Consider the following 15,604-nt stretch of genomic DNA (forward strand, 5'->3'; position numbering starts at 1 on the left):
CGGCTGCGGCTTGCACCCCGCGCGTGTTCACGTAAACATGCATAGGGGCCCGCACACCGCGTCGCCCGGGACGACCACACAGGAGCAGCAGCGCATGCCCGTTCTGGAGATCGACGACGAGGGCTTCCTTCTCGACGGCAGCCCCTTCCGGATCCTCTCGGGAGGACTCCACTATTTCCGCGTGCACACCGAGCAGTGGGCGGACCGGCTGCACAAGGCCCGGCTGATGGGGCTCAACACGGTGGAGACGTACGTCCCGTGGAACCTCCACGAGCCACGGCGCGGGGAGTTCCGCATGGCGGACGGGCTCGACCTGCCCCGCTTCCTGGACCTCGCGGCCGACGAAGGCCTCCACGTACTGCTGCGCCCGGGGCCGTACATCTGCGGCGAGTGGGAGGGCGGCGGGCTGCCCTCGTGGCTGCTCGCCGAGCCGGGCGTCCGGCTGCGCTCGCAGGACCCGCGCTATCTCGCGGCCGTCGACGGCTACTTCGAGGCGCTCTTCACCCGGGTCGGCCACCAGCTGGCCACCAGGGGCGGCCCGGTCCTCGCCGTCCAGGTGGAGAACGAGTACGGGGCGTACGGGGAGGACACCGCGCACCTGGAGCACCTGGCGGAGGCGCTGCGCGGGCACGGCGTCGACGTGCCGCTGCTCACCTGCGACCAGCCCGGCGACCTGGGACGGGGCTCCCTCCCCGACGTGCTGGCCACGGCGAACTTCGGCAGCCGGACGGCGGACAACCTCGCCGTGCTGCGCAAGCACCAGCCGACCGGCCCGCTGATGTGCATGGAGTTCTGGAACGGCTGGTTCGACCGGTGGGGCGCGCACCATGTGACCAGGGACGCCGCCGGGGTCGCCGGGGAGCTGGACGAACTGCTGGCGGCGGGCGGCTCCGTGAACTTCTACATGTTCCACGGCGGCACCAACTTCGGCCTCACCAACGGCGCGAACGACAAGCACACCTACCGCCCCACCGTGACCTCGTACGACTACGACGCCCCGCTCGACGAGGCGGGCGACCCCACCGAGAAGTACGCGGCCTTCCGTGACGTCATCGCCAAGTACGCGCCGGTCCCGGCGGAGCCCGTACCGGCACCGGGCCGCAAGACCGCGCTCGCGGGCGTCCAGCTCACGGAGTGCGCCCCGCTCCTCCCCCACCTCGCCGTACTCGGCACACCGGTCCACAGCCCGGTGCCGCTGACGATGGAGCAGCTCGGGCAGGACTTCGGCCTCGTCCTCTACCGGACCACGCTCCCCGCCGCGGGCCCCGCCCTGCTGGAGACCGGTCCGGTCGGCGACCGGGCGCAGGTCTTCCTCGACGGCCAGCCCGTGGGCGTACTCGAACGGGAGAGCCACGAGGGCACGCTGGCCTTCACCGTGCCCCGCGCGGGCAGCACGCTCAGCCTCCTCGTGGAGAACCAGGGGCGCGTCAACTACGGGCCCGGCATCCACGACCGCAAGGGCCTGACCGGCCCGGTGCTGCTGAACGGCGCCGAGCACAGGGGCTGGACGCACTGGTCCCTGCCCCTGGACTCCCCGGCCGTCTGGGACGCGCTGCCCTTCGCGCGGACCGCGCTCCCCGTGGTCGGCCCGGCGTTCCACCGCGGCGTCTTCGACCTGGCCGACCCGGCCGACACCTTCCTCCACCTGGACGGCTGGTCGAAGGGCCTCGCGTGGATCAACGACTTCGCGCTCGGCCGCTACTGGTCGCGGGGCCCGCAGCGCTCCCTGTACGTGCCCGGCCCCGCGCTGCGCCGGAACGGGAACGAACTCGTCCTGCTGGAGCTCCACTCCCCCGGCCACGCCCGCACCGTCGACCTCCGTACGCACCCGGACCTCGGGCCCACCGAGGAGTGAGCTCCGGGTGAGCCCCATGCCGTTCGGCCGGCGCACCGAGGTGCACCGGCCGAACGGGTGTGGGGGGTGGTGGATCCGGTGGTGGCTCAGGTGGTGGATCCGGCTGTGGATCAGGTCGCGGAGCGCTTCCACCGCTGGTTGTCGGCCGCGTCGTCACAGGTCCACTGGACGACCGTGGCCCCGTCCTCGTTCGACCGGTTCTGCACGTCGAGGCACTTGCCGCTGTGCCGGGCGACGAGCGTGACGCTCTCCCCGGCGCCCGCGTCCTTCACGGTCCAGCGCTGGCTGTCGCCCTCGCCGCAGGCGGACTGGACGACGGCCGCGCCGTCGTCCTTGGACGCGTCGCTCACCTCCAGGCACTTCCCGCTGTGCCGCAGCATCGCGCGTACGGTGCCGTCGCCCGCGTCCTGGAGCCAGACCTGCTGGTGGAGGCCGCCGCCGCAGGACCACTGGTCCACCCGCGCGCCGTCGTCCAGGGACTCGTCGGCGACGTCGACGCACTTCCCGCTGTGCTCGGCGGCGAGCGTCTCCCAGGTCCCGGCGCCGCTCACCTCGCCCGCCTCGGCGTCGACGGAGATCTGCGGGTAGTAGTCCATCGTCATCGTGTCCCCGGTGGGGAACTCCAGCGGGAGCCAGACGTACTGGGAGTCGTTGACGTTCCCGCCCATCGAGTTGCCCCAGCGGTCCCCCATGTAGAGGTACGAGGTCCCCGAGGAGCCCTGGACCGGCAGGACGTAGGCGGTCTGCGAGCCGTACGCCTTGGAGTCGCCGATGTCCTGGAGTCCGGACCAGTCGCCGGTGATGCTCTCGGCGCTGCTGTACTTCTGCTGGTTGGGCGACCAGCCGGTGGCGCCGGAGGTCAGCAGGAAGTAGCGGCCGTCGCGCTTGAACATGGCCGGGGCCTCCCGCGACTGGCCCTCCCACAGCTTCCGCACCAGCTTGTCGACCTTGGTGTAGTCGTCGTTGAGCTTGTAGAGGTGCAGGTCGCGGTTCTCGTTGGCGGCGGAGATCATGTAGCCGGTGCCGTCGTCGTCGACGAACGTGGTGATGTCGCGGGACATGTGGTCGAGGGGGCGGAAGCTGCCCTTCCAGGCGTAGTCGCCGTCGACGGTGTCGGAGACGGCCACGGCGGCGCGGGCCTCGCCGTAGTCGCTCGCGTTCTCCTTGTGCATCCACATCACGAACTTGCCGGTGGCCTTGTTGAACATGACCTTGGGGCGTTCGATGTTGGCGCTCTCCAGCTCCGGGTCGGTCTTCTGGGTCAGGACGTGCTTGCGGAACTCCCAGTTCTTGAGGTCCTTGGAGCGGTAGGCGGAGACGTAGCGGAAGGTGTTGTCCTCGTTCCGGTTCTCGCCGAACCAGTAGTAGTACCCGTCCGCCTCGACCACGCCGCCGCCGTGCGCGTGCACCACCTCCCCGTTCGGGTCGGTGAACTGCGTGCCGTTGGTGACGGTCGCGGGTGCCGCCTGTGCCGTGCCGGTGCCGAGCGAGGTGAGGAGGGAGACGAGCAGCCCCGCGAGCGCCGCGCACAGCAGCACGACGGTGCCTCTCCTTCTCCGTATCCCGGGGTGCGTCGCTCTTCTCCGCGGCTCTGCGCGCATGGGCCTCTCCCTGTCGGGGTGGGGTGTGGGGGGTGTGGGGGTGACGAACCGGCGTGTTCACGTAAACACGCGATTGCGGGAGTGAGTCTGGAAACCCCGTCCGGGCCTGTCAAGGTTTCTGTCAGGATCCGGCCCGCGCGGCATCCCGCGCACCGTGTTTGACCAGGTGCCGCTGATTGCGCCAACATGCCCGGAAGGGCTGGCCACGGCTTCCCTGACACCGAAAGGCCGGTCTCCGATGACGACGAAGCGCACCGCGCGCGCCCAGCGCGCCCGCCCGCCCAAGGGACCGTCCATGGCGGACGTCGCCGCGATGGCGGGCGTCTCCTCCCAGACGGTCTCGCGCGTGGCCAACAACCGCGAGAACGTCGAGGAGGCCACGCGCGAGAAGGTGCTGGCCGCGATGAAGGTGCTGGGCTACCGGCCCAACACCGCAGCCCGCGCCCTGGTGACCGGCAGATTCAAGACGCTGGGCGTCATCAGCTTCGACATCAGCGCCCACGGCAACGCCAGGACCCTGGCCGCCATCGCCGACGCCGCCCGCGAGGCGGACTACTCGGTGAACCTCATGGGCGTACGCGACCAGACCGAGGCCGCCGTCCGCCAGGCGTTCGAGCGCCTGATGCTCCAGTCCGTGGACGGCGTCGTGCTCGTCGAGTCGCAGATCCTGGACACGCCGTCGCTCCGGCTTCCCCCCTCGATGCCGGTCGTCGTCGCCGACGGCGACACCGGACACCGCTACCCCCACGTCGACTTCGACCAGGCGCACGGCGCCCGGAGCGTCGTCGCCCACCTCCTCGAACTCGGCCACCGCACGGTCTGGCACGTCGCGGGACCCCGCGACTCCTTCGCCGCCCGCCGCCGCGCCGAGTCCTGGCACCGCACCCTCAAGGAGGCCGGGGCACCGACCCCCGCGCTGCACTACGGCGACTGGTCCGCCGCCTCCGGCTACCGCGCGGGACGCGCGCTGGCGAAGGACCCCGAGGTGACGGCGGTCTTCGCCGCCAACGACCAGATGGCGCTGGGCGTCATCCGCGCCCTGCACGAGGCGGGCCGCGGTACGCCCGAGGACGTGAGCGTCGCCGGGTTCGACGACATCACCGAGGCCGAGTTCTTCCTGCCGCCGCTCACCACCGTGCGCCAGGACTTCGACGAGGTGGGCCAGCGCTGCGTCACCCTGCTCCTGGACCAGATCAACGGCAGGACCGAGGGGGCGCACCGGCTGTCGGTGGAGCCGACCCTGAAGGTGCGCCGAAGCACGGCGCCGCCGAGCACGCGCGCGTAGGACCTCCCGGCCCGTAGGCCCGAAACCCCCCCTCCCCTCCCACCCTCCCGGCCGCGCTCGTCGCGCCCGCTTGTCGCGCCCCGCACCTTGACGCTCCCAGGTGGGGGTGCCACCATCGCGCTACCGATGTTTACGTAACCATGCGCCATCGGCCCCGTCCTCATCCGGCCGTTCCCGGCTTCGACGGCGCGCCCTCTTCTCCGTTCTCCCTCGCCTCCACGCCTGACCCGACCCGACCTGACCTGTCGGTCACCGACGCAAGGAACAGCCATGACCCTCTTGTCGACGCCCGCGAGATCAGCTCCTCCCCCGCGGCGGCGAGCGCGGCCACGCCGCGGGCGGCAGGCGCGGGCGGGCTGGGGCTTCGCGGCTCCGTTCGTCGCGGTGTTCGCGCTGACATTCCTGGCGCCGATCGGCTACTCGCTCTATCTGAGCCTGTTCCGCGAGCAGTTGATCGGCGGGACCTCGTTCGTCGGCCTCGACAACTACGAACATGCCCTGACCGACGCACAGTTCTGGGAGGGAGCGGCCAGGGTCGGCCTCTTCCTGCTCGTCCAGGTCCCGCTCATGCTCGGGATCGCACTGCTCGTCGCGCTGGCGATCGACAGCGGACGGCTCTATGGGAAGGCGTTCTTCCGCATCGCGGTCTTCCTGCCCTACGCGGTCCCGGCGGTCGTGGCCAGCCTCATGTGGGGCTTCCTCTACGGCACCCGCTTCGGCCTCGTCGGCGACCTCAACGACGCCTTCGGCACCGCGCTGCCCGACCCGCTCTCCCCCTCCCTCGTCCTCGCCTCCATCGGCAACATCGTGACCTGGGAGTTCACCGGCTACAACATGCTGATCTTCTACTCCGCGCTCCGCATCGTGCCCCGTTCGCTGTTCGAGGCGGCGGCCATCGACGGGGCCTCGGAGTGGCGGATCGTCACGGCGGTCAAACTGCCCGCCATCCGCGGCGCGCTGGTCATCGCGACGATCTTCTCGATCATCGGCAGCTTCCAGCTCTTCAACGAGCCCAGCATCCTGCAGAAGCTCGCCCCGAACGCGATCACCAGCGGCTTCACCCCCAACCTGTACACCTACTCGCTGTCCTTCTCCGGACAGCAGCACAACTACGCGGCGACGGTGGCGATCGTCATGGGCGTGATCACCGCGGTCATCGCCTACGCCGTCCAGCTCCGCGGGATGCGGAAGGCCGACCGGTGACCACGACGCTCTCTCCCCGTACCGGCCCGGACGCCCCCGCCCCCGGCCGGCGCCCCCGGAACAGGCCCCGCCCGCCCCGGCGCCCGGCCACCCCGCTCAGCCCCCGCCGGAGCATCCCGCTGACCGCCGTGACCGGGCTCGTCCTCGTCTACACGCTGCTCCCGCTGGCCTGGCTGTTCATCAACGCCACCAAGAGCCAGAAGGGGCTTCTCGACTCCTTCGGGCTCTGGTTCAGCGACGACTTCCAGCTGTGGGAGAACATCTCCCGCACGCTCACCTACGACGACGGCGTCTTCACCCGCTGGCTGCTCAACACCCTGCTGTACGTGGTCGCGGGCGCGGGCGGCGCCACGGTCCTCGCCGTGCTCGGCGGCTACGCGCTGGCGAAGTTCGACTTCCCCGGCAGGCGCGCGGTGTTCGCCGTCGTCATCGGCGCGGTCGCCGTCCCGGGGACGGCGCTCGCCGTGCCCACCTTCCTGATGTTCAGCGAGCTGGGGCTCACCAACACGCCCTGGGCGGTGATCCTGCCGTCGCTCGTCTCGCCGTTCGGGCTCTATCTGATGTGGGTCTTCGCCCGCGAGGCCGTCCCCGACGAGCTGCTGGAGGCGGCACGCATCGACGGCTCCGGCGAGCTGCGCACGTTCTTCCGGGTCGCCCTGCCGCTGCTGATGCCGGGAACGGTCACCGTGCTGCTGTTCTCCATGGTCGCGACCTGGAACAACTACTTCCTGCCGCTGATCATGATCAAGGACCCGGACTGGTACCCGCTCACGCTCGGCCTCGACTCCTGGAGCGCGCAGGCCCAGACGGCGGGCGGCGAGGCCGTCTTCGACCTCATCCTCACCGGGTCCCTGCTCACCATCCTGCCGCTCATCGCGGTCTTCCTGCTGCTCCAGCGGTACTGGCAGTCCGGCCTGGCCGCCGGAAGCGTCAAGGAATGACCGGCCACTCCTCCCCTCCCCCTTCCCCGCACTCCTCTCTCACCACCTCCGGGAGCACCCTCATGAGAACGACCACGCCCCGACGCCTTCCCGCCGCGCTCGCCGCGGCCTGCGCGCTGGCCCTCACCGCCACCGCCTGCGGCTCCTCCGACGGGGAGTCGGCGGGCGCCAGCGCGAAGGACGTCCGGGCCGCGCTGAAGAAGGGCGGCACGGTGACCGTCTGGACCTGGGAGCCCACGCTGAAGAAGGCCGCCGCGGACTTCGAGAAGAAGTACCCCGGCGTGAACGTCAAGCTCGTCAACGCCGGGACCGGCGACAAGCAGTACACCGCCCTGCAGAACGCGATGTCCGCGGGCTCGGGCGCACCCGACGTCGCCCAGATCGAGTACTACGCGCTGGGGCAGTTCGCCCTCGGCAAGTCGGTCGAGGACCTCGCCGCCTACGGTGCCGAGAAGTACGGCGACAGCTTCAGCAAAGGCCCCTGGAGCGCGGTGCGGCACGGCAAGGCCATCAGCGCGCTGCCCATGGACTCCGGCCCCATGGCGCTCTTCTACAACAAGAAGGTCTTCGACAAGCACCACATCGACGTGCCCAGGACCTGGGACGAGTACGTCGAGGCCGCCCGCAAGCTGCACAAGGCCGACCCGGACACCTACATCACCGCCGACACGGGCGACGCGGGCACCACCACCAGCCTCATCTGGCAGGCCGGGGGCCGCCCGTACAGGACCAAGGGCACCGAGGTGAACGTCGGCTTCGACGACGCCGGGACCAGGACGTACGCGAAGACCTGGCAGCGACTGCTCGACAAGGACCTGGTCTCGCCCGTCACCACCTGGACCGACGACTGGTACAAGGGCCTCGGGGACGGCAGCATCGCCACCCTCACCATGGGCGCCTGGATGCCCGCCAACTTCACGTCGAACGTCAAGTCCGCCGCCGGGGACTGGCGCGTCGCCCCTCTCCCGCAGTGGAAGAAGGGCGACTCCGCCAGCGCCGAGAACGGCGGCAGCTCCCTCGCGATCCCCAAGGCCGCGAAGAACAAGCAGCTCGCGTACGCCTTCCTCCAGTACGCGGCCACCGGGCAGGGCGCCACCTCACGCATCGACAGCGGCGCCTTCCCGGCCACCAGGAAGCACCTGGAGTCGGCCGCGTTCCTGGAGACGAAGTTCCCCTACTTCGGCGGCCAGAAGGCCAACAAGGTCTTCGCCGAGTCCGCGCGCCGCGTCGGCGCCGACTGGTCGTACCTCCCGTACCAGGTGTACGCCAACTCGGTCTTCAAGGACACCGTCGGCAAGGCGTACGTCTCGGACACCCCGCTCAGCAAGGGCTTCGCGGCCTGGGAGAAGAAGAGCGTCGACCACGGGAAGGACCAGGGCTTCACCGTCAACGAGTAACCCCACGGCCGACGCTCCCCGCTCCCTGTTCACGCGAACATCCCGTCACCGCCGACGTGCGAAAGGAAGCCATGACCCCCCACACCACCCCCCGTTCAGGCCGCCGTACCCGACGAGCGCTGGCAGGTCTGCTGCCCATGCTGCTGGCCGCCCCCATGGCCCTCGCCTCCGGCGGGCCCTCGTCCGCCGCCGAGCCGGGCCCGGAGGAGCTGGACCCCGGCCAGTTCCAAGGCGTGAACTGGGCGCGTCCGGGCGACAACTTCGCCGACGAGCCCCTCGTCCTGGAGGGGCTGGACGCAGCCGACGACTACGACACGGTCAGAGCCAAGGCCGACGCCGTCTACGGCGGCTTCCAGGAGACCGGCGTCAACACCGTCCGGCTGCCCGTCAACACCAAGTCCGTGGGCACGCCGTGGTGGGACGCCTACACCGGTGCCATCGACGCCGCGACCGCCAAGGGCCTCAAGGTCGTCCTGTCCTACTGGGAGGACGGCGCGTCCTCCGACGGCCGGATCACGGACACGGCCGCCTTCGACTCGATGTGGGACACGGTCGCGGACAAGTACGCCGACGACGACCACGTCTACTTCGAGCCGATGAACGAGCCCCACGGCTACAGCGCCACCGAGTGGGCCGACCTCGCCGCCACCTGGATCACCGACCGCCCGCGGATCCCCAAGGACCGGATCTTCATCAGCGGCACCGGCTACAACGACGAGGTCAAGTCCGTGTGCGCCGACAGCAGGCTCGACGGGACGTATCTCTCCCTCCACCACTACGCGTTCGGCAAGGAGGCCAAGGACTACGACGGCTGGGTCGCCGACCTCAAGAACGGGATCGGCGACTGCGCCTCCCGCACCGTCCTGGACGAGTTCGGCGCCCCCATGGACGACGAGCCCGACACCGGCTTCGACTACAACGACGCGGACAGCGGCGAGAACTTCGTCCGCTACCTGCGCGCCGACACCGACACCGTCCGCGACCTCGGCATGGGCGCCATCTACTGGCCCGCCCTCGGCGGCAAGCACCAGGAACGGCCCACCTACGACTACTACTCCCTCTTCGCCCTCCAGGGCACCGGAACCGAGCTGTCCCTCACCCCTCGTAACCCCAGCGGCATCGACCGGCTGAAGCACGCCTGGGGACACGACGCGGGGCGGCGCGGCTAGCGCGGACGCTGCGCGGGTATTGCGCGGGTATTGCGCGGGTATTGCGCGACTTTGGCCGGAGATGTTCACTCGTTCCATGTGCCCGGCGAGGGCCGAGGGCCAGGGCGACGGTGAGGCGGTGGAGGGCTTCGGCCCGATCATGGACGACACGGAGTGGTTCAACAGGGCCGTCATCGCCCATCGGGAGTCGGCCGCCGCCTACCGGGAGATCGGCGACCGGCGTGGCGAGGGCGCCTCGCTCGACGCGCTCGGTCTCGCGCTGCAGGAGGCGGACCGGCCCGACGAGGCCGTTCGCGCGCACACCGACGCCGCCGCCCGCCTCCAGGAGGCCGGGGACCGGAACGGCCGCGCCGAGGCGCTCGACAACCTCGGCCTCGCGCTGCAGGGCGCGGACCGGTGCGAGGAGGCCGTCGCCGCCCACACGGAAGCCGTCGCGCTCCGCCACGAGGCCGGGGACCGGGACGGCGAGGCCCGGGCCTGCAACAACCTCGGGCTGGCGCTGCAGGGCGCCGGCCGGTCCGAGGAGGCCGTCACCGCCCACACCCGAGGCCTGGAGATCTTCCGCGAGCTCGGCGACCCCCGGGGGCAGGCCGAGGCGCTGGACGCGCTCGGTCTCGCGCTGCAGGAGGCGGAGCGTTTCGAGGACGCCGTCGACGCCCACGCCCGCGCCGTCAGCCTCTTCCGTACGACGGGCGACCTCGACGGCGTCGCCAACGCCCTCAACAACCTCGGCCTCGCCCAGCAAGGCGCGGGGGCGGAGCGCAAGTACCGCCGCCCGCCGGGGCTTTGAGGGCGTACGGGCAGGCACGTCCGCGATACGCGGGATACGGGGATACGGGGATACGGCAGGCTGACTCTCCGGCCCCCGTACGCGATGCCCCGGAAGGAACACCATGGCGTCAAGCCCCGGTCCCTCTCCCGAACCCGAACCCGTCCCCGCGACGGCCGTCCCGCCCCAGGCGGCCGCCTATCTGGCGCGGCACCCCGCCCCGTTGGCGGCGGCCGACGCGCTGATCCGGGACGGGGAGGGGCGGTTGCTCCTCGTCGACCCGACGTACAAGCCCGGCTGGGACCTTCCCGGCGGCATGCTGGACGACGAGGTTCCGCACGAGGCGCTGGAGCGCGAGGTCCGCGAGGAACTCGGCCTGGGGACGGACCGGCTGCGCGTCGGGCGGCTGCTGGCCGTCGACGCGCTCCCGCGCGAGGCGTACGGGCGGTCCCTGCTCGCCTTCGTCTACGCCGCTCACGCGGACCCGGCCCCCGGCATCGGTGAACTCGCCCTCCAGAGCGCGGAGATCCGCGCCGCCGCGTGGGTGGCGGAGGACGAGGCCCTGGAACGGCTGCCGGAGCGGCTGCGGCGCCGGGTGACCGCCGCGCTGGCCGCCGAGCGCGGCGCGCACACCGCCTGGCTGCACGACGGGCACCCCGCCCCGGCCGACGGCCGGGACCGCCGGGCGATGCTGCCCGCGCCCGCGATGGCGGTCGCCGCCGTCGTCACCGACCAGGCGGGCCGCGTGCTGGTGGTCCGGCGCACCCGGCGCGGTTCCTGGGACCTGCCGGGCGGCACGGCGCACGCGCAGGAGACGCCGGAGCAGGCGGCCGTACGGGCACTCGCCGGGGAACTCGGCCTCGTACCACCGGAGTTGGGGAGGCTGCTGGCCGTGGACAGCGTCCCGGCCCGGCTCCCCGACCGCGCGGCGGCCGTCCACGTCTTCCATGTCGGCCCGCTCTCCCCGGAGCAGGCCGCGGCCGTCCTCCGGCCCGACGGCGGGGTCACCGCCGCCGAGTGGCTGACGCCGCGCGAGGCGGCGGCCCGCCTGCCCCACCCCGCCGGGCAGCGTCTGCGGCACGGGGTGGAGGCGCTCGCCGCGGGGAGCATCGCGCACCTGGCGGGCGGCGAGGTCCGCACCGGCTCCCCCGTCGGCGTGTCCGCCGAGCGGCGGACGGAGGAGGAGTCCGTCTGCGCTCTCTCGATGCCCGAGCTGATCGCCCAGCGCCCCAAGCTCCTGGTCGGTGCCGCGGTGATCTGCACCGACGAGAGCGGGCGCGTCCTCGTGGTGGAGCCCGCCTACGGTCCCGGGGGACGCTGGCAGCTGCCCGGCGGCGGCATCGACAGCGACGTGGGCGAGACCCCGCGGCAGGCCGCGGCGCGCGAGGCCCGCGAGGAACTCGGCCTTCCGCTGCGGATCGGCCCCCTGCTGGGCACGGACTGGACCACGCCAGGACCCGACCCCAGCCACACCCAGGGCCTCGCCCGCATCACCTACCTCTACGACGGCGGCGTCCTGGACGCCGAGACCCTCGCCGCCGTCGAGCTGCCCCCGGCGGAACTCTCCTCCTGGCGGCTCGTCGCCCCCGAGGGCCTCGACGAGGTGTTCGTGCCACGCATCGCCGGCCGGGTCCGCTGCTGCCTCTCCGCCCGGGGTTCGGACGGCGGGGCCGTCGACCTGGTCGACGGCCGCCCGTACTGCGAGCTGGGCCAGCAGGCACACCCGGTGGAGGGGCTCACTTGACGCAGACCGAGTCCCCCCAGGCGCTGGCGAAGGACTTCAGCTGGCCGCTGGTCACCCAGACCAGCTTGTTGTGCTGGCTGCTGGAGTCGGCGACCTGGTACTTGCCGGACTTGGAGCTGTAGTCGAGGACGGCGATCCAGTGCAGGGTGGAACCGGTGGAGCGGCCGTTCCACTTGGCGCACACCGCGAGGTCGCCGCCGAGCATCGACACGCCTCCGGCGCGGACCGTCGACAGCGCGTCGCCGAAGCCGCCGGTTCTCGCCTGGTCCACACCGATCCGCTTGAACCCCGCGACCACGCCGACCTCGTCGCTGATCTGGCCGGTGCCGCGGGTGTCGTTGGTCATGCGCAGCACGGTGCGGCGGGCGTGGTCGATGGCGTCACCGCGGTGGTCGACGTCGGTCCACTTGCCGGGCGTGCGGCCCAGCCGCAGCTGAACCGAGACGAAGGCGGCCGGGCCGCAGTCGTAGGCCCACGTGGACAGTCCGCTGCCGGACTGCGCCACCAGCACGGACTTTCCTTCCTTCGGGTCGGGACCCGGCTTCCGCGGCGGGCTGAACAGGAAGGTCCAGGTGGTGTAGTCGACGGTGCCGGAATCCTTCAGCTTGCACTTGGCCTGGTACTTCTTGACGCTGGACAGGGTGAGCGAGCCGAAGTCGCCGTCGACGGCCATCTCGTAGCCGCGTTCGACCAGCAGGGCCTGGGCGGCCCGGACGGCGTTGCGGTTGTCCGAGTCCTGCTTGGCGGTGGCCTTGCTGTTGTCGAGCAGTTTCTTCATGGTGAGCGGCCCGGCCCAGCCGTCCTTGACCAGGCCGTGGGCGCCCTGGAACTTCGCGACCGCCTTCTCGGACACCGGGCCGTAGTACCCGTCGGCCGTGGTCTTGTACCCGTACTCGGTCAGCAGGTACTGCAGCGCGGTGACCTCGGAGCTCGTCGAGCCCGGTTCGAGGTCGACCTCGCGGGAGGACGGAGCGGCCGCCGTCGCGGCGAGCGCCTGCGAGCCGGAGACGCCGAGAGCGACGGCGCCCGCACCGGCGGCGATGGACCTCAGGAGAGTACGTCGAGTGGGCATGGGTCGGGCCTTTCTCACGAAGGAAGGGGGGTGCCGAGGCGCGACAGGGTCTGTGTGACCAGGGCTGTGGGGCGGGTCGCGCCCGGCTCGGTCGTGTGATCGCTGTGGCGGACAACCAGCGGCGTCGGCCTGCCGTTGACCCTAATGACCGAAGCCCCGTCGTGGCGCTACGACTTCGACCGATTCTCGGGGCGGCGGGGCCTAGGTCTTCGGACTAGGCCTCGCCTGACGGCGCACCGTGGAAGTCCGTGGAGGGGAGGTGCGGGCGCGGTCCTCGCGCCCCGTCCGGCCTTCGCGCCAGAACGGCGAGAGAGCCTCCCGCCAGCGCGTTTCGGGCTATCGTCGATGCTCCGCTGTGGCCGCGACGCCAGTCACTGGAGGATCGCCTTGGAGATGGTACTGCCGGAGACGGTGAGAGGCGCCTTGCGCCTGGCCGACCGTCAGTTGCGGATGCTGGCACCCGACGACGTCAACGGGATGTGCGCCGCGGTCCGCCGGGCCGCGACCGCGATCGGGCCGGTCGAGACGTTCTACGTGGGCCTCTACCAGGGCGACAACACGCTGGTGATGCCCTACATCTTCAGTGCCGGTGAGCATCTCAGCGCCGATACCTCCCGGTTCGGCAAGGGCGGAATGTCGCACTGGATCAGGGCGAACGCCAAGCCGTACCGGTACGCGTACGACGACGGCCGCCGTTGCCACGTCGGTGCCCCCATGGGGGACGGCGTCCTCAGCCGCGACGTGGTCGCGGTGCCGATGTTCGGGCCCGAGGACGACACGGTCATCGGCATGGTCAACACACTGTCCCCCCTCCCCAATGTCTTCGACGACACCTTCGTGACCGCGCTGGAATGGCTGGCCCAGGCGCTGGCGCTGTCTCTGGAGGGCAGCGCCCGACGGCCGGAGCGGGAGCGGTTGTACCGGGGATTCCCCGAACTGGACCCCAGTCGGCTCGACTTCCCGACCGACATGCTGCATACCGCGACCGACTGCCTGGACGAGGTGGCGCTCGCGGTGGAGACGCTGCAATCGCGCGTGGACCTCCTCGACGGGACTCAACTGCGGGAGGAGCTGGGCCGGATCAAGGACCAGTGCCGCCTCGTCGGAACCGAACTGGCGATGATGGTGCTGAAGATTCCGATGCCGCAGGACCGTACGTACCCCGAGACGCTGACGGCGCGGAAGCGGGAGATCGCCGACCTGATCGCTCACGAGTCGATGACCAACGCGATGATCGGCCGACGGCTGTTCATATCGGAGAAGACCGTCAAGGCGCACGTGAGCAACATCCTGCGCAAGCTGGGGATCCGGCAGCGTTCCGAACTGGTGTGGTTCCTGGGAGAGAAGGCCGTCGAATCCGCCCGGGCACACGCGGCGCCGGGCGGGGCGGCTACCACTTGACCTGGTGGAAGTCCATCGTGCCGAAGGTCGTGACGTCCATCACGTAGCTCCACAGCGCGAACCGCCGCTGATCGGCACGGCGATAGGTCTTGCCGAAGCCGTTGTCGAGGATCTCGGTCCAGCCGTCGCCCTGTCCGTAGTGCGCGAACAGCCGCTCGTTGCGCCGCAAGGCGTCCTCCCCGGACTCCGCCGGGGTCTGGTAGATCACCTCGTGCAGGCGACCGTGCCAGCGAGTGAGAAGCAGTCGGCCGCCGTCGATGACGTAGGCGTCCACGACCGCACCGGGAGCCTTCTCATGCGGCCCCGACGCCTCGATCTCACCGGGCACCCGCACCTCGTCAGCGGCACACAGCAGCTCCAGCAACGGCAGCTCATCCGTGGGTCGGTTCATGAGGGGTCACTCTAGGCCGCTGCCGGGACCGTCCGATCGTGGGTCCGGACGTCCAGTCGGTACAGGGGCAGCGAACATCTCCGCGACTCTCCGGGCCGTAGTGGCGGGTGTGCGCCGCTGGATCCAATAGCAGGAGGTGAGGGCGACGGTGCCGATCAGCACGCTGGCGAGGGTCAGCCCGACGTAGAGCCACGCGCGCTCATGCCCCCAGGCTCCGGGCGAAAGCGTGTGCAGGGCCTGGGTCATGCCGACCCCTACGCTCGCGGCATACACCACCCCGCCGAGGAAGAGCGCGGTCTTCACATGGCGACCGGACCCCGCGCGGACGTTGACGCGGGACTGCCACGCGATGAGAGGAAGGCCGACGCGCCTCGCGATCTCTTCCTCCAGGCCGATCTTGTAGCCGATCAGGGCCCGGGTCATGTTGTTCAGGTAGAGCCCGTAGGTGATGACGATGGAGACGCCCAGCGGCAGCCACATCAGCAGAAAACTCTTCCCGCCTCCGAACGCGACCGTCGCGGCCAGCGCGATGACGGTGCTTCCCGCGGCGAGAATGCGATCGCCCGAGGTCGTCAGGGTCGAGATGCGGCCGCCCACATCCCGGCACTCGTCGATCAGCCAGTTGACGATCTGCTCGTCGGAGAACTGCTGCGTGGGCTCCGGGTCATGCCGCTGTCCAGACATCGGATCAGGCTCCCACGGCGGCGCCCCGCCTCACATTCCGCGCGCCTGTCTCGTCGTAGGGCTGGAGCGAACACGCTCCCGCGAACAGAGCA

13 protein-coding genes are annotated in these 15,604 nt (G+C 71.0%); 9 read left to right on the forward strand and 4 right to left on the reverse strand.

Annotated elements, in window-relative coordinates; genetic code table 11:
• Nucleotides 1-94 precede the first annotated feature (94 nt).
• A complete protein-coding gene (locus tag ACGF3A_RS27905; RefSeq protein WP_393733088.1) occupies nucleotides 95-1,855 on the forward strand; it encodes a beta-galactosidase family protein in 1,761 nt (586 codons plus the stop codon).
• A gap of 110 nt (nucleotides 1,856-1,965) precedes the next feature.
• Here the strand turns inward: ACGF3A_RS27905 and ACGF3A_RS27910 are convergent, their stop codons facing one another.
• Nucleotides 1,966-3,456, reverse strand: coding sequence for an RICIN domain-containing protein (locus ACGF3A_RS27910; protein ID WP_393733089.1), 1,491 nt, complete (start codon nucleotides 3,454-3,456; stop codon nucleotides 1,966-1,968).
• A 238-nt stretch (nucleotides 3,457-3,694) separates the two neighbouring features.
• On the opposite strand from ACGF3A_RS27910, the gene ACGF3A_RS27915 reads away from it, so the two are divergent.
• The 7 genes from ACGF3A_RS27915 (at nucleotide 3,695) to ACGF3A_RS27945 (ending at nucleotide 11,964) form a co-directional block, all read left to right on the forward strand.
• Nucleotides 3,695-4,741, forward strand: a complete 1,047-nt coding sequence (locus ACGF3A_RS27915; protein ID WP_393733090.1) for a LacI family DNA-binding transcriptional regulator — start codon at nucleotides 3,695-3,697, stop codon at nucleotides 4,739-4,741.
• Nucleotides 4,742-5,011: 270 nt separating this feature from the next.
• Complete coding sequence (locus ACGF3A_RS27920; RefSeq protein ID WP_393733091.1) at nucleotides 5,012-5,944, forward strand: carbohydrate ABC transporter permease; 933 nt, start codon at nucleotides 5,012-5,014, stop codon at nucleotides 5,942-5,944.
• A complete protein-coding gene (locus tag ACGF3A_RS27925; RefSeq protein WP_393733092.1) occupies nucleotides 5,941-6,885 on the forward strand; it encodes a carbohydrate ABC transporter permease in 945 nt (314 codons plus the stop codon). The genes ACGF3A_RS27920 and ACGF3A_RS27925 overlap by 4 nt, the downstream gene beginning before the upstream one ends.
• Before the next feature lie 62 nt (nucleotides 6,886-6,947).
• A complete protein-coding gene (locus ACGF3A_RS27930) occupies nucleotides 6,948-8,282 on the forward strand; it encodes an extracellular solute-binding protein (RefSeq protein ID WP_393733093.1) in 1,335 nt (444 codons plus the stop codon).
• Between the two features lie 71 nt (nucleotides 8,283-8,353).
• On the forward strand, nucleotides 8,354-9,451 hold the full coding sequence (locus tag ACGF3A_RS27935; protein WP_393733094.1) for a glycoside hydrolase family 5 protein: 1,098 nt from the start codon (nucleotides 8,354-8,356) through the stop codon (nucleotides 9,449-9,451).
• A gap of 61 nt (nucleotides 9,452-9,512) precedes the next feature.
• Complete coding sequence (locus ACGF3A_RS27940) at nucleotides 9,513-10,241, forward strand: tetratricopeptide repeat protein (RefSeq protein ID WP_393733095.1); 729 nt, start codon at nucleotides 9,513-9,515, stop codon at nucleotides 10,239-10,241.
• Nucleotides 10,242-10,344: 103 nt separating this feature from the next.
• On the forward strand, nucleotides 10,345-11,964 hold the full coding sequence (locus ACGF3A_RS27945) for an NUDIX domain-containing protein (RefSeq protein ID WP_393733096.1): 1,620 nt from the start codon (nucleotides 10,345-10,347) through the stop codon (nucleotides 11,962-11,964).
• Here the strand turns inward: ACGF3A_RS27945 and ACGF3A_RS27950 are convergent.
• Nucleotides 11,957-13,036: a peptidoglycan-binding protein gene (locus ACGF3A_RS27950; RefSeq protein ID WP_393733097.1), complete on the reverse strand. Its 1,080-nt coding sequence runs from the start codon at nucleotides 13,034-13,036 to the stop codon at nucleotides 11,957-11,959. The two genes, ACGF3A_RS27945 and ACGF3A_RS27950, sit on opposite strands and share 8 nt — an antisense overlap.
• A 393-nt stretch (nucleotides 13,037-13,429) precedes the next feature.
• On the opposite strand from ACGF3A_RS27950, the gene ACGF3A_RS27955 reads away from it, so the two are divergent.
• The gene (locus ACGF3A_RS27955) at nucleotides 13,430-14,437 is read left to right on the forward strand and encodes a LuxR C-terminal-related transcriptional regulator (protein ID WP_393733396.1); all 1,008 of its coding nucleotides are present in this window, start codon (nucleotides 13,430-13,432) and stop codon (nucleotides 14,435-14,437) included.
• On the opposite strand, the gene ACGF3A_RS27960 is transcribed toward ACGF3A_RS27955, so the two are convergent.
• Nucleotides 14,427-14,828: a hypothetical protein gene (locus ACGF3A_RS27960; RefSeq protein ID WP_393733098.1), complete on the reverse strand. Its 402-nt coding sequence runs from the start codon at nucleotides 14,826-14,828 to the stop codon at nucleotides 14,427-14,429. The genes ACGF3A_RS27955 and ACGF3A_RS27960 overlap by 11 nt on opposite strands.
• A gap of 6 nt (nucleotides 14,829-14,834) precedes the next feature.
• Nucleotides 14,835-15,512, reverse strand: coding sequence for a hypothetical protein (locus ACGF3A_RS27965; RefSeq protein WP_393733099.1), 678 nt, complete (start codon nucleotides 15,510-15,512; stop codon nucleotides 14,835-14,837).
• Nucleotides 15,513-15,604 lie beyond the last annotated feature (92 nt).

Source organism: Streptomyces sp. NPDC048172 (genome assembly GCF_043202595.1).
Taxonomy (GTDB): Bacteria; Actinomycetota; Actinomycetes; order Streptomycetales; family Streptomycetaceae; genus Streptomyces.